Below are 17,683 nucleotides of genomic sequence, written 5' to 3' on the forward strand. Positions count from 1 at the left end.
CCGGAGCGAAGCGGAGGTGACGGCATGAGCGGTCCGGAGCGAAGCGGGGGTGAGCGCATGAGCCCGGCGGCGCTGCTGCGCTGGTGCCTGCGCCACGCGGCCCGCGGGGTCACGGCCTCCTGGGTGGGCGGGCTGGCGTACCAGGGCGGCCTGATCCTGCTCCCGTGGTGCCTCGGCCGCGCCCTCGACGAGGGCATCACGGCCGGCGACCGGCCCGCCCTGTTCCGCTGGGCCGCCGCGACCCTCGCCGTGTCCGCCGCGCTCACCGGCGCCGAGTTCGCGATGCGGTGGTGGGCCGCGCTCGCGGGCGTGCGGGCCGGCAACGCCCTGCTGCTGCGGCTCGCCGGGCGGGTGCTCGGCTGGGACGCGAAGACGGCCGGCGGCTTCTCCGCCGGGGACCTCGTCACCCGCGGCACCCGCGACGTCGAGACGATCATCGTGTGGATCGCCACCGTGCCGTCGCTCGTCAGCGGCGTGCTCGGCCTCGTCGCGGTCATCGCGGTCGTCGCCACGCTCGGCCCGGCGCTCGCGGCGGTCGGGCTGGCCACCGTGCCGCTGCTGGTCGCGGTGAACCTGTGGTACCCGCGGCGGTACGAGCGGGCCAACAGCGCCCTGTCCGCGGCCCACAGCGCCCGCGCCGACGCCGTCGAGGACCTGCTCTCGGCCAGCACCGCCGTGCGCGGCCTCGGCGGCGAGACCGAACTGGTGCGCCGCCACCGGGCCGCCAGCGACACGGTCCGCGAGCGCACCCTGGCCCTGGCCCGGGTCGCGGCCTCCTGGGCCGCGCACGCGCCCTTCGTGCCGTGGCTGGCGACCGCGGCCGGCGTCGGTGTCGGCGGCCTGATGGTGCTGGACGGGGCCTTCTCCGTCGGTGGCCTGGTCTCCTTCGCCAGCTGGATGACGCTGCTCGGCCGCCAGGTGATGATGCTGACCTTCCGCTTCAGCCAGCTCGGCGACGCCTGGACGGCGGCGACCCGCATCGGCGCGGTGCTCGGCGCCGGGGCGGGCGAGCGGCCGGGCACGGGCCGGGCGCCCGAGGACGGCGAGCTGGCCGCGACGGACCTGGTCGTCGAGCGCCCCGGCCGGGCGCCGCTGCGGCTGCCCGGGCTGACGGTCCACAGTGGATCCTTCGTGGCCGTGGTCGGCGGCGTCGGTACGGGCAAGACGACGCTCCTGCGCCTCCTGGCCGGACTCGAGGAGCCGAGCGCGGGCACGGTCCGGTTCGGCGGCACCGAGCTGCGGGAGCTGGACCCGGACGGCCTGCGGGACGCGATCACCATCGTCGGCCAGCGCCCCCTGCTGCTGTCCGGCACCATCGCCGAGAACCTGCGCCTCGGCCGCGACCGGCTCACCGACGACGCCCTGCGCGAGGCGTGCCGGACCGCGGCCGTCGACGCCTTCGTCGACGAGCTCCCCGACGGCCTGGCGACCGAGGTGGGGGAGCGCGGCAACTCCGTCTCCGGCGGCCAGCTCCAGCGCCTCGCCCTCGCCCGCGGCCTGCTGCGCGGCGCCCGGGTGCTGCTGCTGGACGACGTGACCTCGGCCGTGGACGCCGCGACCGAGCGGCGCATCCTCGACGGCCTGCGCGCCCTGGACGTCACGATCGTCTTCGCCACGTCCCGCCCCGCGGTGGCCGCGGCCGCCGACCGCGTGATCGACCTCGGCGAGGCCGTGACCACGACGACCGGCAAGGAACTGGTGAGCAATGGCTGACGTCAGAAGGCTCGCCGAGGAGCCGGACCTGCGCCGGGTCCTGCGCCGCGCCTGGCCGCACCTGCGCGAGCACCGCGGCATCGTCGCCGCCGGGATCGCCGTCAACCTGGTGTCCACGCTCGCCCTGACCCTCGTGCCGGTGCTCATCGGCCGGGCCGTCGACCGGCTGCTCGACCACGACCGGCACGGGCTGCTCGTCACCGCGGGCGCCGTGCTCGGCCTGGTCGTCGCCCGGACCCTGCTGCTGCGCTGGTCGGAGCTGCTGCTCACCCGGGCCGGCGAGCGGGTCGTGCAGGGGCTGCGGGACCTGGTGGTGGAGCGGCTGGGCGCCACCCCGCTGCGCTTCCTCGAGGCGCACCGCGGCGGCGACCTGCTGCGCCGGGCCACCGTCGAGATCGCCGAGCTGGCCACCTTCGTGCGCAGCCAGCTGCCGGACCTGATCTCGCTGGGCGGGTACCTCGTCTTCACCGCGCTCGTGCTCGTCGGCTCCTCGTGGTCGCTCTTCGTGGTGCTGCTGGTCGTGTTCGGCCCGCCGATGTGGTGGATCACCCGGCGGTTCCGGGCCGCGGCCGAGCGCGCGTACCCGGCCGAGGCCGCCGCCCAGGCCGACCTCGCGGCCACCTTCACCGAGAGCCTGCAGGCCCGCGAGCAGCTGCGGATCGACGGCGCCACCGGCACCTGGCTCGGCCGCATGGAGCGGGAGACCGGCGCCTACCTGCGCACGGCCCGGGCCGCCCAGCGCGCCGCGACCTGGATCGACGTCACGTGGGTGATCCAGGGCCTGACGAGCGCGGCCCTGCTCGTCGGGGGCGGCCTGCTGGCCGGCGCGGACCTGGTGACCGTCGGCGTGGTGGTGACGTTCGTCCTGGCCAGCCGCGACCTGTTCAGCTCGGTCGACGACTTCACCCTCGTGGCCGGCGAGATGCTCGAGTCCCGGGTCGGCCTGGCCCGCCTGCTCGACCTGCTGGAGGCCGCCGAGCCTCCGGCCCGGGTCAGCGTCGTCGCGGACGCGCCGCGGCCACCGCACCGGGGGCTCGTGGCGGAGGCGGTCAGCTACGCCTACCGCGACGGCGAGCCGGTCCTGCACGACGTCTCGGTGTCGTTCGCGCCCGGGGAGCACGCCGGGCTGGTCGGTGAGACCGGCTCCGGCAAGACGACCCTGGCCAAGCTGCTGTGCGGGCTCTACCGGCCCGACGGCGGCGCGGTCCGCCACGGCGGCGACGACCTCGCCGCGCTCGACCCGGCCGAGCTGCGGCGGCGGCTCGTGCTGATCCCGCAGCAGGTGCACGTCATCGCCGGCAGCCTCGCCGACAACCTGGCGCTCACCCCCGGCCGGCCGACCCGGGCCGGCTTCGCCGCGGCCGCCGACCGGCTCGGCCTCACCGGCTGGGTCGAGGGGCTGCCGGGCGGGTTCGACGCGCCGCTCGGCCGGCGGGGGGAGCGGTTCTCGGCCGGCGAGCGGCAGCTGGTCGGCCTGATCCGGGCCGCGATGATCGACCCGGACGTGCTCATCCTCGACGAGGCCACCGCCGACCTCGACCCGCGCACCGCGCACCGCATCGAGGCCGCCCTCGCCCGGCTGCGCGCCGACCGCACGGTCCTCGTCATCGCCCACCGCACCAGCACCATCGAGCGCCTGCCGAGGGTCGTCCGCCTCAGCGCGGGCCGGGTGGAGCAACCATGCCCCTGATCGACGTCGACGGCGTGCGGCTCAACGTGCAGGTGTCGGGCGACGGGCCCGCGGTGCTGATGCTCGCGGGCACCGGCGCGCGCGGCCGGACGTGGCATCTGTACCAGGTCCCGGCCCTCGTCGCGGCCGGCTACAAGGTGATCACGTTCGACGCCCGCGGCATCCCGCCCAGCGACACCCCCGGCCTGGTCACCGTCGAGGACCTGACCCGGGACGCCATCGCCCTCGCCGAGTCCCACCGCCCGGTCCGGCTCATCGGCTCGTCCATGGGCGCCCGGGTGGCCGCCGAGGTGTGCCTCCGGCGGCCGGACCTCGTCGACCGGGCCGTCCTCATGGCCGCCTTCGGCCGCGAGAGCGTCTACCTCAGGTCCATGAGCGCGGCCGAGCGGGCCGTGGCCGGCCTGGACCTGCCCCCGCGGTACCGGGCCGTGGTCCGCGCCGCGTTCAACCTCTCCCCGCGCACCCTCGCCGACGACCGCCTGGCCCGCGACTGGCTGGACGTGTTCGAGGCGCCGGTGGGCACCGCCGAGGAGAGCGACACCGAGCCGGCCACCGCGCCGGACCGGCTCGGCGACTACGGCCGCATCCGCACGCCCTGCCTGGTCGTCGGGTTCGCCGACGACCTGATCGCCGCCGCGGCGCTCGGCCGCGAGGTGGCCGCGGCCATCCCCGGCGCCCGCTACGCCGAGATTCCCGACGCCGGGCACTACGGCTATCTCGAACAGCCCGGCCGCGTCAACGCCGAGCTCCTCCAGTTCCTGTCCACCAAGGAGACCGCATGACCCTCGCCCGCGACGTCGAGCTCGTCTGGCACGACCTGACCCCGAGGCTGCTCGAGGTCCGGCGGGTGCACCGGCTCAGCCCCGGCATGGTCCGCGTGACCTTCGGCGGCGAGCAGCTCGACGGCTTCTGCCACGCCGCCCCCGACGACCACGTGAAGGTGTTCTTCCCCGAGCCCGGCGCCGAGCTCCCGGTCATGCCGACGCTCGGCGAGGACGGCCTGGAGCCGCCGCCGCCCGGCTCGCCGCTGCCCGTCTACCGCGACTACACGGTCCGGTTCCTGCGCCCCGAGCAGCGCGAGCTCGACATCGACTTCGCGCTGCACGGCCACGGGCCGGGCGGGTCCTGGGCGGCGCAGGCGCGGCCGGGGCAGCGGCTGGGCATCCTCGGCCCGCGCGGGTCGAACCTGGTGCCGCTCACCTTCGACTGGTACGTCCTGGGCGCCGACGAGACCGCCCTGCCCGCGCTCGCCGCCTGGCTGGAGCGGCTCCCCGAGGGCGCGCGGGTCATCGCCCGCATCGAGGTCGCGAACGCCGCCGAGGAGCAGCCGCTCACCACCCGCGCCGACGCCGACGTCCGCTGGCTGCACCGCGAGCGCGGCGAGACCCTCGCGGCCGAGCTGACCGGGCTCACGCTCCCGGCCGGCGACGGCTACGTCTGGGTCGCCGGCGAGGCGGGCGGCCTCAAGCCGATCCGCCGCCATGTGCGCAGCCTGGGTCATCACAAAGCATGGACAGAGATCGATGGTTATTGGAAGTGTGGGGTGGTGAACCTCGACCACCACGAAGGGGATGATCGTGAGTAGTCCGCTGCCCAGCCTCGCACCACACGTCCTGCTGGTCTTCCTGCTGCAGATCTCGCTGCTGCTGCTGGTCGCCCTCGCGCTCGGCCGCGTGGCGGTCCGGTGCAAGCTGCCCGCCCTCGTGGGCGAGCTGCTGACCGGCGTGATTCTCGGCCCGTCACTGCTCGGCAACTGGTCGCCCGCCGCGCTACGGTGGCTGTTCCCCGACGACGCCAACCAGCTGCACCTCGTCGACGCCGTCGGCCAGATCGGCGTGCTGCTGCTCGTCGGGGTCACCGGCGCCCAGCTCGACGCCGCGATGATCCGCCGCCGGGGCATCACCGGCGTGCGGGTCAGCCTCTCCGGCCTGCTGCTGCCCCTGGCGCTCGGCATCGGCGCCGGATTCCTCGTCCCGGCGGCGCTGCTCACCGGCAGGACCGACCGGTGGGTGTTCGCGCTCTTCCTCGGCGTGGCCATGTGCGTGACGGCCATCCCGGTCATCGCCAAGACCCTGGCCGACATGGGCCTGCTGCACCGCGACATCGGGCAGCTGACCCTGGCCGCCGGCTCGGTCGACGACGCCATCGGCTGGTTCCTGCTCTCGGTCGTCGCGGCCGCGGCCACCACCGGCGTGCACGCCGGCTCGGTGGCGCTGTCGGTGGTGTACCTGCTGGGCTTCCTCGCCGCCGCCCTGCTGATCGGCCGCCCGCTCGTGCGGTGGGTGATGCGCCACGCGGCGCGATCGAGCGAGGGCGGCGTCCGGGCCACCGCGGCCGTCATCCTGATCCTGCTCGGCGCGGCCTCGACCCAGTCCATGGGCATGGAGGCCCTCTTCGGCGCCTTCATCGCCGGCATCCTCATCGGGCAGACCCGGGAGCGTCCGGGGGAGCTCGACGCCAACCCGGGCCGCCCGCTGTGGACCGACCTCGCGCCGCTGCGCACGATCGTGCTCTCGGTGTTGGCGCCGATCTTCCTGGCCACCGCCGGGCTGCGCATCGACATGCGGGCCCTGGGCGACCCGAAGGTGCTCCTGGCCGGCGTCGCGCTGCTGCTCATCGCGATCATCGGCAAGTTCGTGGGCGCGTACGCCGGGGCCCGGGCCAGCCGGTTGTCGCACTGGGAGGCGCTCGCCCTCGGGGCCGGCATGAACTCGCGGGGGATCGTCGAGGTCGTCGTGGCCACGACCGGCCTGCGGCTCGGGGTGCTGAGCATCGCCACGTACACGGTCGTCGTCCTCATCGCCGTCGTCACCTCGGTGATGGGCCCGCCGATCCTGCGCTGGGCCATGAGCCACGTCGACGTCACGGAGCAGGAACGCTCGCGGGAGCAGTCGCTCGCCGCGACGACGGCCTAGGAGAGAGGAGCACCATGGACGGGATCGCGCTGGTGACCGGCGCCGCCCAGGGCATCGGCCGCGCCGTCGCCCGGGCGTTCGCGGCCGGCGGCACGCGGGTGGCGGCGCTCGACCGCGACGCGGAGGGCGTCGGGAAGCTCGCCGCCGAGCACGACGGCATCACCGCCTTCCCCGCCGACGTGCGCTCCGCGGCCGAGGTCGAGGACGTCGTCGCGGCCGCCGAGGCCGGGCTCGGCGCGATCACCGTCCTGGTCAACGTGGCCGGGATCCTGCGCACCGGCCCGGTGCTCGGCTACGCCGACGCCGACTGGGCCGACACGTTCGCGGTCAACGCGAGCGGGGTCTTCCACGTCAGCCGCGCGGTGGCCCGGCGGATGCGCGTCCGCCGGGCCGGCGCCATCGTCACCGTCTCCTCGAACGCGGCCGGGGTGCCGCGGGCGGGGATGGCCGCGTACGCCGCGTCGAAGGCGGCCGCGACCCACTTCACCAAGAGCCTCGGGCTGGAGCTCGCGGAGTACGGCATCCGCTGCAACGTCGTCGCCCCCGGCTCGACGGACACCCCGATGCAGCGGGCCATGTGGGCCGGGCACCCCGGCGGGCCCGCGGCCGGGGCGGCGGCGGTCCTCGCCGGCGACCCCGCGGCCTACCGCACCGGCATCCCCCTCGGGCGCATCGCCGAGCCCGAGGACATCGCCGACGCCGTGCTCTTCCTCGCCTCCGAGCGGGCCCGGCACATCACCATGCACGAGCTGTACGTCGACGGCGGCGCCACGCTGCGCGCCTGAGCGCCATCCCGGCACACCGTGCCGGCCGAAGGGAGCACCACCCGTGACCACCGACACCGCCGCCGCGTCCGGCACCGAGACCGCCGCCGACCTCGTCGCCGCGTACCGGCCCGGCCGAAGTTCGCTGTTCGCGTCCCCGCGCGGCACGCTGCTGGCCGAGGGCACGTACTTCGCCGTCCCCCCGTCCGGCCGCCGCGACGCCCTCGCCGACCTCGACCGCCGGGTGCGGGCCGTGCTCGGCGTCGCCGAGGCGGCCGGGCACTCGGTGCGGGCCGTGGTCGGCGCGGTGCCCTTCGCCCCCGACGCCCACGCCCACCTCGTGGTGCCGATGCACCTGCGCCGCGGCGGCCCCGCCGGCCCCGGGCGGCCCGTGAGCCTCGAACGGCACGGCATCACCGGGCTGCACCCGGTGCCCGCGCCGGACCGGTACGCCGCCGCCGTCGGCCGCGCCGTCCGCCAGATCGGCGACGGGCACTACACGAAGGTCGTGCTCGCCCGCTCGCTGCGCGCCGACTCGCCCGGCTTCGACCCGGCCCCCGTGGTGCGGGCACTCGCCGCGCGGGAGCCCGGCGGGTACACCTTCGGCGTCGACCTCGGCGCCGGGCGCACCCTGCTCGGCGCGAGCCCCGAGCTGCTCGTGTCCCGGCACGGCCGGCGGGTCGCGGCCCACCCCCTCGCCGGCTCGGCCGCCCGCAGCGCCGACCCGGCCGAGGACGCCCGCCGGGCCGCCGCCCTGCTGCGCTCCGAGAAGGACCGGCACGAGCACGCGGTCGTGGCCCGGGCCGTCGCCGACGCGTTGCGCCCCTTCTGCGCACAGCTCACGGTGCCCCCGGAGCCCTCCCTGGTGCGCACCGCCACCATGTGGCACCTGGGCACCCTGGTCACCGGGGCGGTCGCGGACCCGGCGACGAGCGCGCTGACCCTCGCGGCCGCGCTGCACCCGACGCCGGCCGTCTGCGGCACGCCGACCGCCGCCGCCCGCGCCGCGATCGGCGAGCTCGAGCCCTTCGACCGCGGCTTCTACACCGGCATGGTCGGGTGGGTCGACGCGACCGGCGACGGCGAGTGGGCGGTGACCATCCGCTGCGCGGTCGCCGATCCCGGCGGCCTCGACCTCTTCGCGGGCGCCGGGATCGTGGCCGGGTCCGACCCCGGGGCCGAGCTCGCCGAGACCTCCGCGAAGCTCGGCACCATGCTGGCCGCCCTCGGGCTGTCGACGGAGCGGGCCGATGTGGCCTGAGGACTTCCAGCGGGTGTACCGCGAGCGCGGCTACTGGACCGGACAGACGTTCGACGACCTGCTGCGCGAGCGGGCCGAGGCGCACGGCGACCGGATCGCGATCGTCGACGGCGAGCGCCGGGTCACCTACGCCGGGCTGCGGGACCGGGCGCTGCGCCTCGCCGCCGGGCTGCACGGCATCGGGATCCGCCGCGGCGACCGGGTCGTGGTGCAGCTGCCGAACACCGCCGAGTTCTTCGACGTCGTCTTCGCGCTGTTCCGCCTCGGCGCCCTGCCGGTCTTCGCGCTGCCCGCCCACCGCTCGGCCGAGATCGGCTACTTCTGCGCGCACACCGAGGCCGTCGCGTTCGTGACCACCGACGTGCACGAGGGCTTCGACCACCGCACGCTCGCGGCCGCGGCCGAGCCCGCGACCCTCGTCGTGGCCGGGGACCCCGGTGGCCACGCCGGCCTCGCGACCCTCTACGGCGAGGCGGACGACGTGGCCCGGCTGCCCGCGGGCCCGGCCGCGGACGAGGTCGCCTTCCTGCAACTGTCCGGCGGCAGTACCGGGTTGCCGAAGCTCATCCCGCGCACGCACGACGACTACCTGTACAGCGTCCGCGCCTCCGCCGAGATCTGCGCGCTGGGTCCCGGCAGTATTTACCTGGCGGCGCTGCCGGTGTCGCACAACTTCACCATGTCCTCGCCGGGCGTGCTCGGGGCGCTGCACGCCGGGGGCCGGATCGTGCTCGCCCGCCGGCCCGACCCCGCGACCGTCCTGCCCCTCATCGAGCGGGAGCGGGTGACGATCACGGCGGTCGTACCCCCACTGGCCCTGCTGTGGCTCGAGGCGGTCGAGTCAGAGCCCACCGGGCCCACCGGGAGCTCGGCCCGCCCGGACCTCGCAAGCCTCGAGGTGCTCCAGGTCGGCGGCGCGAAGCTCGCCGATACGGTCGCGGCCCGGGTCGGCCCGGTGCTCGGTTGCCGCCTGCAACAGGTGTTCGGCATGGCCGAGGGCCTCGTCAACTACACCCGGCTGGACGATCCCGACGAGATCGTGCTGCACACCCAGGGCCGGCCGATCAGCCCCGACGACGAGCTGCGGATCGTCGACGACGCCGACCGGCCGGTGCCGCCGGGGGAGGTCGGGCACCTGCTCACCCGCGGGCCGTACACCATCCGCGGCTACTGGCGCGCGGCCGCGCACAACCGCACCGCCTTCACCGCCGACGGCTTCTACCGCACCGGCGACCTGGTCCGCCGCCGGCCCGACGGCTACCTCGTGGTCGAGGGCCGCGCCAAGGACCAGATCAACCGCGGCGGCGAGAAGATCGCCGCCGAGGAGGTGGAGAACCACCTGCTGACCCACCCGTCGGTGCACGACGCCGCGGTCGTCGCGGTGCCCGACGCCTACCTCGGGGAGCGCAGCTGCGCCTTCGTGGTCGTCCGGCCCGGCGCCGCCCCGCCGACCCTGCCGGCCCTGCGCCGCCACCTGCGCGAGCGGGGCCTGGCGGCGTTCAAGATCCCGGACCGCATCCAGGTCGTCGATGCGTTCCCGGTCACCGGCGTCGGCAAGATCAGCCGGCGCGAACTGCGAGCCGCGCTGGCCGCGACTCAGAAAGGCTGAGCCCCGTGCTGCCCCGAATCACCCCGTACCCGGTGCCGACCGGCTTCGGCATCGCCCAGTCCAAGGTCGGCTGGCGCCCCGACCCGGCCCGCGCCGCGCTGCTCGTGCACGACATGCAGCACTACTTCCTGGCCCCGTTCGGCACCTCGGACCAGGCGCTGCTCGGCCGGGTCGTGGACAACATCAACACCCTGCGCAAGCACGCCCGCGAGCTCGGCATCCCGGTCGTCTTCTCGGCCCAGCCGGGCGGGCAGAGCCGGGCCGAGCGCGGGCTGCTGCAGGACTTCTGGGGCGACGGCCCGCCGCCGGACGAGCGGGCGCTCGCGATCGCCGACGCGCTCGCCCCGGCCGAGGGCGAGCTGCGCGTGACCAAGCGCCGCTACAGCGCCTTCGCCGGCACCCCGCTGGCCGGCATGCTGGCCGGGCGCGACCAGCTGATCATCACCGGCGTGTACGCCCACATCGGCATCCTCGCCACCGCGCTCGACGCGTTCGTGCGCGACATCCAGCCGTTCGTGGTCGCCGACGCGGTCGCGGACTTCAGCCCGGCCCACCACCGCGACGCCCTGCGTCACGTGCGGGACCGCTGTGGCGTCGTGGCCACCGCGGCCGAGATCACCGAGGGGCTGCAGTGAACCGAGTGAAAGGCGAACCCATGGACTCGACCGTGTACGACGTCGTCGGCATCGGCTTCGGCCCGTCCAACCTGGCGCTGGCGATCGCGATCGAGGAGTACAACGCCGGCCGCCCGGCCGCGGAGCACATCCGCGCGGTCTTCCTCGAGCGGCAGGACACCTTCGGCTGGCACCGAGGCATGCTGTTCGAGGACGCCACGATGCAGGTGTCGTTCCTCAAGGACCTCGTGACCCTGCGCAACCCGGCCAGCGGCTACAGCTTCGTGTCCTACCTGCACGCCAAGGGCCGCCTCGCCGACTTCATCAACTACAAGACGATGTATCCGCTGCGCGTCGAGTTCCACGACTACCTGGAGTGGGCCGCGGACCGGGTCGGCGAGCCGGTGCGCTACGGCCACACGGTGACCGACGTCGCCGTGGCCGCGGACGGCGAGCTGCTCGAGATCGTGGCCGCGCACGCCGGCGGCGTGGCCCGGCTGACCACCCGCAACGCCGTCGTCGCGGCCGGGCTGGAGCCGAGCCTGCCGGCCGGGGTGGAGCCGGGGGAGCGGGTCTGGCACAACCTCGACATCCTGCACCGGGCCGAGACGTTCGCGGTCGATCCCGACGCGCCGCCCGAGCGGTTCATCGTCGTCGGGGCCGGGCAGAGCGCGGCCGAGTCGGTAGCGTTCCTGCACGAGCGGTACCCCTCCGCCGAGGTCTGCTCCGTGTTCTTCCGCTACGGCTACAGCCCGGCGGACGACAGCAACTTCGCCAACCGCATCTTCGATCCCGAGGCGGTCGACCTCTACTTCGACGCGCCCGCCGACGTGAAGCGGATGCTGTTCGACTACCACCGCAACACGAACTACTCCGTCGTCGACTCGGACCTCATCGAGGACCTCTACCGCCGGTCGTACCGCGAGCAGGTCCTCGGCCGCCGCCGGCTGCGGATGCTCAACGCCTCGCGGCTGACGCAGCTGCGGGCCCGGCCCGACGGGGTGACCGCGGTCGTCGAGCACCTGCCTTCGGGCGAGCACCTGACCCTGGAGGCGGACGCGATCGTCTATGCCACCGGGTACCGCCCCGTCGACGCGGCCCGCCTCCTCGGCGCGGCCGGGGCGCACTGCGACCGCGACGAGGAGGGGCTGCTGCGGGTCGGCCGCGACTACCGGGTGCGCACCGGTGACGGGCTGCGGGCCGGCGTCTACGTCCAGGGCGGCACCGAGCACGCCCACGGCATCACGTCGACCCTGCTCTCGGCGGTGGCGGTCCGCTCGGGCGAGATCGCCGCATCGATCGGCGCCGCGGTCGCGGACCGGGTGGCCGTCGGGCCGGAGGCGGAGCGACCGCTCGTGGGCACGGCGAAATAGCGGGGGGGCGAACGTCCCGAATCCGAACCTAGCAGCCGGATCGCGACCTGGCCGCGCGTTTCCCGGCCGGCAAAGGTCGGACCTCGGTCCTGACCTGTCCAATGTGGATTCATCAGAGCAATAGCGCCGTGAATTAACGCACCTGAATCACCTGATCCGGGTGATCCTCTGGGTTGAAAGCCGGAGGAGGGATGCGCCGGAATGGCTGCGTGCGAGCGAATCGCGATGCGGCGGACCGTCATGCTGGGTTCGTTCATCGCCGTCGGAATCGGGTTCGTGCTGCTGGCCCTTGCCGATCGCGCGGAGGCGAAGACCACCGCCGATGCGAGCAAGGGCCCGGCCGCCGCCTCGGCGCCGGCGAAGAGGGCCACGACGGTCGCGACCAAACCGGCCGCGCCCCCGAAACCCGCCGCATCGAAGGCCGTTCCCGCCAAGGCCGCCCTGCCATCGAAACCGGTGCCCACGAAGGCCGCGGCGACGCCCGCCAGGGTGCCCGCGAAAGCGGGCGCCGGCATCGACCACTACACCGTGACCGCGCTGCCCGGCGGCGCCACCTGCGCCACCCCGGACGCGACCACCACCACCTGCACCGTCACCGGTCTCACGGCCACGGTCGGCTACCTGTTCACGGTCGTCGCCTCGGGCGTCAGCGGTACGGGAGACTCGCTGCCCAGCATCGCGGGCTCGCTGTCCCCGGCGACCGCGCCCGACCCGCCGACGGCCGTGAACGCGGTGGCGGGCAACCAGACCGTCACCGTGTCGTGGACCGCGCCCGCGACCGTGCGCGGCGGCGTGTCCGGCTATACCGTGACCGCCTCGCCCGGCGGGGCCGTGTGCGCGACCCTCTCGGCCGCGGCCACCTCCTGCTGCTGATGCTGCTCGGCGGGGCCGCGCGCCTCGCCGGGCGGCGCCGCGCCTAGGCGCGATCGATCACGTAGCGCCCTTTGCCGCTGGTCTTCGCCGCGTACATCGCGGCGTCCGCCCGGCGCGGGATGTCGTCCGCGCCCACCGCGTCACCGCTGAGCGCCACCCCGACGCTGGCGGACACGGACAGCTCGGCGGCCTCGGCCGGGACCCCGCCGACCGGCTCCAGCGGCCGCCCGACGGCGGCGATGACCCGGCGGGCGGCGATCGACACGTCGGCCGGCGCGGCGAGCTGCTCGACCAGGATCGCGAGCTCGTCGCCGCCGAGGCGGGCGACGGTGTCGGCGGAGCGGACGGCGCGGCGCAGGCGCTCGGCGACCTGGCGCAGCACGGCGTCGCCGGCGTTGTGCCCGAGGCGGTCGTTGACCGGCTTGAAGCCGTCGAGGTCGACGAAGAGCACGGCGAAGGCCTGCCCTGCGCGCTGGTGGGTGTCGAAGGCGTGCTCGACCCGCTCGCAGAACAGCGTGCGGTTGGCCAGCCCCGTGAGCGGGTCGTGCAGCGCGAGGTGGCGCAGCTCGGCCTCGCGGGCGCGCAGCCGGGCCTCGGTCTCCTCACGGCGGGCCACGAGCGCCGCGGCCACCGCCGACAGTCCGCCGCCGATCACCAGCACGACGACGACCACCAGCGCGTTGAGCATCCGGCGCCGCTCGTCGGGCGCCGCTCGCGTCGAACCCCGCATACCCATGGCATCGGCGTGCCCGGCCCGGACATGCGCCAAGGCGGCGAATCGGGTCAGGCGTCGGTGTCCGTGTCCATGGCCGTGTCCGTTGCCAGATTGCGCTGGATCGTGTTCAGCTCCGCCCCGCACTGGTCGAGCCCGGCCCGGACCCCGGCGGCCTGCAGGGGCGACCAGCCGCACTGCACTCCGCAGTCCAGCAGCGTCTCGGTCAGCCGCAGGTGGGCCCGGACGATCTCGACGAGCGGCCCGACGTCGACCGTGAGGCAGTCCGGTGTCGGCTGTTGCATGCCCCTCACCGTAACCGGCCTCGGTTGCAAGGTGCGGTGTTCGCGCCTGAGCGGGCCGGGATTCGCCTTACGGTGCATTTTGGTCGCCCCGAGCGCTGTGGAAGGACCGGACGAGGCGCATGCACGATGTGGAACCGGCCCGGAAGCGGTCGTGGATCGGACCCGTCGGCAATCGGCGCGTCGGTACGAAGATTCTGCTCGCGGTGCTCGTCGTCGCGCTGTTCAGCCTCGGCGACGGGATCACCGCGCTGAGCAGTCTCGGCATGGTGAACGACCAGGTGGGCAAGCTCAACGGCTTCAGCCGCCAGCTGCAGGCCTCGGGCGGGCTGCGCGACCTGGTGACGCAGGCCATCGTCGCCGTCGACGAGCACGTGCTCGCCGCCGACGCCGCGGGGCGCGCGAAGGCGAAGAGCACGCTCGGCGGGCTCGGCGCGCAGGTGGTCACGAGCACGGGCGCCGTGCGCGGGCTCGGGCTCGACGCGGCGCAGACCCGGGCGCTGGACGACTTCGGCTCGGGCTGGCAGCGGTACCTCGACACCGTCAACGGCTCGCTCCTGCCTGCCGACGACCGGGGCGACCGCGCCTCGGTCCTGCGCGCCCGGACCGAGGCGAGCTCGATCGCCACCGCCGTGCAGGGCTCGCTGTCGGCGCTGGAGTCCGCGACGGTCGCGCGCGCCGACGCGGAGGACGCCTACGCCGAGGGCCGCTACAACGGCACCCGCAACGAGGTCGTCGTGATGCTGGCGGTCAGCTTCGTGTTCGGCGTCGCCCTCGCGCTCGCCATCAGCCGGCTCATCACCGGGCCGCTCAAGGCGTGCGTGGCCGCGCTGGGCCGCATCGGCGACGGCGACCTCACGGCGCGGGTGGCGGTGCGCTACGACGACGAGATCGGCCAGGTCGCCGCGGCCCTCAACGGCACCGCCGGCTCGGTCGCCGAGATGGTGCGGCAGGTCGGCTCGGCGTCGGATCAGGTGGCGGCCGCCTCGGAGCAGCTCTCCACCGTCTCCAACCACCTGGCCTCGGCCGCCGAGGGAACCAGCGCGCAGGTCGGCACCGTCGCCCACGGCGCCGAGGACGTGTCCCACCACGTGCAGGCCGTCGCGGCCGCGACCGACGAGATGACGCTGGCCATCAAGGAGATCGCGAGCAACGCGGCGGAGGCGGCCGGGGTCGCGTCCACGGCCTCGCAGACCGCGCAGCGCACCAACGACAGCGTCGAGCGCCTCGGCGACGCCTCGGCCCAGATCACCTCGGTCGTCGCGCTCATCACCCAGATCGCCGAGCAGACCAACCTGCTCGCGCTCAACGCCACGATCGAGGCGGCCCGGGCGGGGGAGGCCGGCAAGGGCTTCGCGATCGTCGCGAACGAGGTCAAGGAGCTGGCCCGCGAGACGGCCAAGGCGACCGAGCAGATCTCCGGGCAGGTCGAGTCGATCCAGCACGAGACCACCGGCACCGTCTCCGCGATCGGCGAGATCGCCACGGTGATCGGCACCATCAACGACTACACGGCCACCATCGCCTCGGCGGTGGAGGAGCAGACCGCGGTCACCGGGGAGATCGCGCGCCGCGTGGGGCAGGCCGCGGACGGCTCGGCCGGGATCGCGTCCACCGTCGGCGGCGTGGCCGAGAGTTCGGCCATGGTGAGCGCGAGCGCGACGCAGACCCAGGCGACCGCGGCGGAGCTGGCCCGGATGGCGTCCGAGCTGCGCCGGACCGTCGCGGCCTACCAGGTCTGAGCCGCTGTCCGAGGCCACCACCACCGCTACGGGCGAAGTTCGACGACCAGCTCGACCTCGACCGGAGCGTCGAGCGGCAGCACGGCGACCCCCACGGCGCTGCGTGCGTGCCGTCCCCGCGGCCCGAACGCCAGCTCCAGCACTTCGCTGGCGCCGTTGGCAACCTGCGGCTGCGCCGTGAACGAGGGGTCGCTCGCGACGTAGACGACCGCCTTCACGACCGCGGCGACGCGGTCGAGGCCACCGGCCACGGCCGCGACCGCGGCGAGTGCGTTGACCGCGGCCTGCCGGGCGCACTCCCCGCCCTCTTCCAGCGTCACGTCCCGGCCGAGCTTGCCCCGGTGCGGCAGCTGGCCGGCACGCAACGGGAGCTGGCCCGAGGTGTGCACCACCAGGCCGTTGCGGGTGGCGGGCACGTAGTTGGCCAGCGGCTCGGGAGGGACCGGAAGGTCGATGCCGGCCGCGGCCAGCCGGGACACCGGATCGATCTGCTCGTCCACGCTCAGCCCCGCTCGAAGACCAGCGCCGCGCCGATCCAGGTCTGCGCGACGGTCAGGGCGGCCAGATCCGCCGGCTCGGTCTCCAGCGGATCCGCGGACAGGATGACGAAGTCGGCGAACTTGCCCACCTCGAGCGAGCCGACCCGATCCTCCCAGCCGATCGAGAACGCCGACCATTCGGTGTACATCCGCAGCGCCTCCTCGACCGTGACCGCCTCCTGGGCGTCGAGCACGGCGCCGTCGTTGGTGCGCCGGGTGACGGCGGCCTGCATCGCCGGGAACGGGTTGTGCTGGTCCTCGGTGATGCCGATCGCGTCGGAGTTGCCCGGGATCGGCAGGCCGTGGTCGATCAGCGTGCGGAACGGCATCACGGTCCCGATCCGGTCGCTGCCCAGGTGCGCCACGTATCCGGCCGCGGTGGTCAGGATGAAGGCCGGCTGCGGAACGGGGACGACTCCGGAGGCGGCCAGCCGCTTGATCCGCTCGTTGGTCATGAACATGTTGCCCGCGTGCTCGATGCGGTGCCGGGCGACGCCGTGGCGCCCGGCCGGCAGTGCCAGCGCGCCGTCGATGGCCTGGTCCAGGGCACGGTCGCCGATCGCGTGCATGGCGATCTGCAGCCCGGCCGCATCGGCGGTGGCGACCAGGGCGGCGACCTGGCCGTCGACGAACGCGAGCTCGCCGCGGTAGCCGGGCTGGCCGGGGTAGTCCTCGTGGAGGGCCGCCGCCCCGGCGGTGAGCCCACCGTCGAGGAAGACCTTGAAACCGACCATCGCGACATGGTCGGGGTCGAGGGCGTCGATGCGGGCCTTGGCACTGCCGGTGCGCACGTCCTCGGCCGACACCACGGCCTCCAGCTTCGGGTACAGCGCGGCGCGCAGCACCAGGCCGCCGTCGGCGGCGATCGAGCAGATCGCTTCCAGCCCGGCATGGTGCAGGGGGATGTCGCCGACCGTGGTGACGCCGACGGCGAGGTACCGGTCCTGCACTCGCTTGATCGCCGCCGCGAGCTCCGAGACCGCCGGCTGCGGCCCGCCGAGCGGCTCGAACATGTCGTAGGTGCGGCCGGTGGCGACGCCGGTGGCCGGGTCGCGCTCGATCCGGCCCCCGGGCGCGTCCGGAGTGTCGTCGTCGACCCCCAGCAGCTCCAGGCCCAGGGAGTTGAAGACGTTGAGGTGGTAGCTCGCCCGGTACATCACCGGGTGGGTGGTGCTGACCCGGTCCAGGTCGTGCCGATCGGGGTAGCGCCCCTCGGCGAGCTTGAGGTTCTGGTAGTGCTCCCCCTGACCGAGGATCCACTCGCCGGCGGTCGTGGCGCCGGCGCGCTCCGCGAGCGCGGACACGATCTCCTCGATGCTCGACGCCCGCGACGAGCGGCAGTCGACGGCGAGCTCCCAGGAATAGGCGAGCAGCTCCAGGTGGGAGTGGCAGTCGATCAGCCCGGGGATCACCGCCGCGCCGGCCAGGTCGACGATCCGCGCATCTCCGGCCCCAGCGAGAATCTCCTCCGTCGTCCCGATCGCCGCGATCCGGCCGTCCTCGGCGCGAAACGCCTCCGCGACGGTTCCGGACCGGTCCATGGTGCGGACCCGGCCACCGACGAAGCACACCGTCT

Annotated in this window: 16 protein-coding genes; 12 read left to right on the forward strand and 4 right to left on the reverse strand. The window is 74.8% G+C overall.

Annotation, left to right across the window (positions count from 1 at the left end; genetic code table 11):
* Window positions 1-24: 24 nt before the first annotated feature.
* The 11 genes from AC6JBM_RS02340 to AC6JBM_RS02390 all read left to right on the forward strand — a co-directional run bounded on the left by AC6JBM_RS02340 (window position 25) and on the right by AC6JBM_RS02390 (window position 12,812).
* Window positions 25-1,713 carry an ABC transporter ATP-binding protein gene (locus AC6JBM_RS02340; protein WP_497981953.1) on the forward strand — a complete coding sequence of 563 codons (1,689 nt, stop codon included), beginning with the start codon at window positions 25-27 and terminating at the stop codon, window positions 1,711-1,713.
* Window positions 1,706-3,403 (forward strand): ABC transporter ATP-binding protein, encoded by a 1,698-nt coding sequence (locus AC6JBM_RS02345; RefSeq protein ID WP_497981954.1) that lies wholly within the window; start codon window positions 1,706-1,708, stop codon window positions 3,401-3,403. Before AC6JBM_RS02340 ends, AC6JBM_RS02345 begins: the two co-directional genes overlap by 8 nt.
* On the forward strand, window positions 3,394-4,185 hold the full coding sequence (locus AC6JBM_RS02350; RefSeq protein ID WP_497981955.1) for an alpha/beta fold hydrolase: 792 nt from the start codon (window positions 3,394-3,396) through the stop codon (window positions 4,183-4,185). Before AC6JBM_RS02345 ends, AC6JBM_RS02350 begins: the two co-directional genes overlap by 10 nt.
* Complete coding sequence (locus AC6JBM_RS02355) at window positions 4,182-4,988, forward strand: siderophore-interacting protein (RefSeq protein WP_497981956.1); 807 nt, start codon at window positions 4,182-4,184, stop codon at window positions 4,986-4,988. Before AC6JBM_RS02350 ends, AC6JBM_RS02355 begins: the two co-directional genes overlap by 4 nt.
* Window positions 4,975-6,318: a cation:proton antiporter gene (locus AC6JBM_RS02360; RefSeq protein ID WP_497981957.1), complete on the forward strand. Its 1,344-nt coding sequence runs from the start codon at window positions 4,975-4,977 to the stop codon at window positions 6,316-6,318. Before AC6JBM_RS02355 ends, AC6JBM_RS02360 begins: the two co-directional genes overlap by 14 nt.
* A gap of 14 nt (window positions 6,319-6,332) precedes the next feature.
* Window positions 6,333-7,103 (forward strand): 2,3-dihydro-2,3-dihydroxybenzoate dehydrogenase, encoded by a 771-nt coding sequence (locus tag AC6JBM_RS02365; protein WP_497981958.1) that lies wholly within the window; start codon window positions 6,333-6,335, stop codon window positions 7,101-7,103.
* 43 nt (window positions 7,104-7,146) lie between these two features.
* Window positions 7,147-8,343, forward strand: coding sequence for an isochorismate synthase (locus AC6JBM_RS02370; protein ID WP_497981959.1), 1,197 nt, complete (start codon window positions 7,147-7,149; stop codon window positions 8,341-8,343).
* Window positions 8,333-9,952 carry a (2,3-dihydroxybenzoyl)adenylate synthase gene (locus AC6JBM_RS02375; RefSeq protein ID WP_497981960.1) on the forward strand — a complete coding sequence of 540 codons (1,620 nt, stop codon included), beginning with the start codon at window positions 8,333-8,335 and terminating at the stop codon, window positions 9,950-9,952. Before AC6JBM_RS02370 ends, AC6JBM_RS02375 begins: the two co-directional genes overlap by 11 nt.
* 5 nt (window positions 9,953-9,957) lie before the next feature.
* The gene (locus AC6JBM_RS02380) at window positions 9,958-10,587 is read left to right on the forward strand and encodes an isochorismatase family protein (protein WP_497981961.1); all 630 of its coding nucleotides are present in this window, start codon (window positions 9,958-9,960) and stop codon (window positions 10,585-10,587) included.
* A 20-nt stretch (window positions 10,588-10,607) separates the two neighbouring features.
* A complete protein-coding gene (locus AC6JBM_RS02385; protein ID WP_497981962.1) occupies window positions 10,608-11,939 on the forward strand; it encodes a lysine N(6)-hydroxylase/L-ornithine N(5)-oxygenase family protein in 1,332 nt (443 codons plus the stop codon).
* A 225-nt stretch (window positions 11,940-12,164) separates the two neighbouring features.
* Window positions 12,165-12,812 (forward strand): hypothetical protein, encoded by a 648-nt coding sequence (locus tag AC6JBM_RS02390; RefSeq protein WP_497981963.1) that lies wholly within the window; start codon window positions 12,165-12,167, stop codon window positions 12,810-12,812.
* Between the two features lie 43 nt (window positions 12,813-12,855).
* On the opposite strand, the gene AC6JBM_RS02395 is transcribed toward AC6JBM_RS02390, so the two are convergent.
* Together AC6JBM_RS02395 and AC6JBM_RS02400 are read right to left on the reverse strand one after the other, a co-directional pair.
* Window positions 12,856-13,542, reverse strand: a complete 687-nt coding sequence (locus tag AC6JBM_RS02395; protein WP_497981964.1) for a diguanylate cyclase — start codon at window positions 13,540-13,542, stop codon at window positions 12,856-12,858.
* A 53-nt stretch (window positions 13,543-13,595) separates the two neighbouring features.
* On the reverse strand, window positions 13,596-13,829 hold the full coding sequence (locus AC6JBM_RS02400) for a hypothetical protein (protein ID WP_497981965.1): 234 nt from the start codon (window positions 13,827-13,829) through the stop codon (window positions 13,596-13,598).
* 119 nt (window positions 13,830-13,948) lie between these two features.
* On the opposite strand from AC6JBM_RS02400, the gene AC6JBM_RS02405 reads away from it, so the two are divergent.
* The gene (locus AC6JBM_RS02405; RefSeq protein ID WP_497981966.1) at window positions 13,949-15,568 is read left to right on the forward strand and encodes a methyl-accepting chemotaxis protein; all 1,620 of its coding nucleotides are present in this window, start codon (window positions 13,949-13,951) and stop codon (window positions 15,566-15,568) included.
* 26 nt (window positions 15,569-15,594) lie between these two features.
* On the opposite strand, the gene AC6JBM_RS02410 is transcribed toward AC6JBM_RS02405, so the two are convergent.
* Both AC6JBM_RS02410 and AC6JBM_RS02415 read right to left on the reverse strand, forming a co-directional pair.
* Window positions 15,595-16,068, reverse strand: coding sequence for a RidA family protein (locus tag AC6JBM_RS02410; protein ID WP_497981967.1), 474 nt, complete (start codon window positions 16,066-16,068; stop codon window positions 15,595-15,597).
* A 2-nt stretch (window positions 16,069-16,070) separates the two neighbouring features.
* Window positions 16,071-17,678 carry an amidohydrolase gene (locus AC6JBM_RS02415; RefSeq protein ID WP_497981968.1) on the reverse strand — a complete coding sequence of 536 codons (1,608 nt, stop codon included), beginning with the start codon at window positions 17,676-17,678 and terminating at the stop codon, window positions 16,071-16,073.
* Window positions 17,679-17,683: the final 5 nt, after the last annotated feature.

The organism is Dactylosporangium thailandense, from assembly GCF_059739745.1.

Bases quoted from the DNA above. Each gene is read 5' to 3' on its own strand.
- AC6JBM_RS02365 (WP_497981958.1), top strand. From the start codon at position 6,333: ATGGACGGGATCGCGCTGGTGACCGGCGCCGCCCAGGGCATCGGCCGC.
- AC6JBM_RS02355 (WP_497981956.1), top strand. From the start codon at position 4,182: ATGACCCTCGCCCGCGACGTCGAGCTCGTCTGGCACGACCTGACCCCG.
- AC6JBM_RS02395 (WP_497981964.1), bottom strand. From the start codon at position 13,542: ATGCGGGGTTCGACGCGAGCGGCGCCCGACGAGCGGCGCCGGATGCTC.
- AC6JBM_RS02375 (WP_497981960.1), top strand. From the start codon at position 8,333: ATGTGGCCTGAGGACTTCCAGCGGGTGTACCGCGAGCGCGGCTACTGG.
- AC6JBM_RS02345 (WP_497981954.1), top strand. From the start codon at position 1,706: ATGGCTGACGTCAGAAGGCTCGCCGAGGAGCCGGACCTGCGCCGGGTC.
- AC6JBM_RS02350 (WP_497981955.1), top strand. From the start codon at position 3,394: ATGCCCCTGATCGACGTCGACGGCGTGCGGCTCAACGTGCAGGTGTCG.
- AC6JBM_RS02385 (WP_497981962.1), top strand. From the start codon at position 10,608: ATGGACTCGACCGTGTACGACGTCGTCGGCATCGGCTTCGGCCCGTCC.
- AC6JBM_RS02390 (WP_497981963.1), top strand. From the start codon at position 12,165: ATGCGGCGGACCGTCATGCTGGGTTCGTTCATCGCCGTCGGAATCGGG.
- AC6JBM_RS02360 (WP_497981957.1), top strand. From the start codon at position 4,975: ATGATCGTGAGTAGTCCGCTGCCCAGCCTCGCACCACACGTCCTGCTG.
- AC6JBM_RS02400 (WP_497981965.1), bottom strand. From the start codon at position 13,829: ATGCAACAGCCGACACCGGACTGCCTCACGGTCGACGTCGGGCCGCTC.
- AC6JBM_RS02340 (WP_497981953.1), top strand. From the start codon at position 25: ATGAGCGGTCCGGAGCGAAGCGGGGGTGAGCGCATGAGCCCGGCGGCG.
- AC6JBM_RS02405 (WP_497981966.1), top strand. From the start codon at position 13,949: ATGCACGATGTGGAACCGGCCCGGAAGCGGTCGTGGATCGGACCCGTC.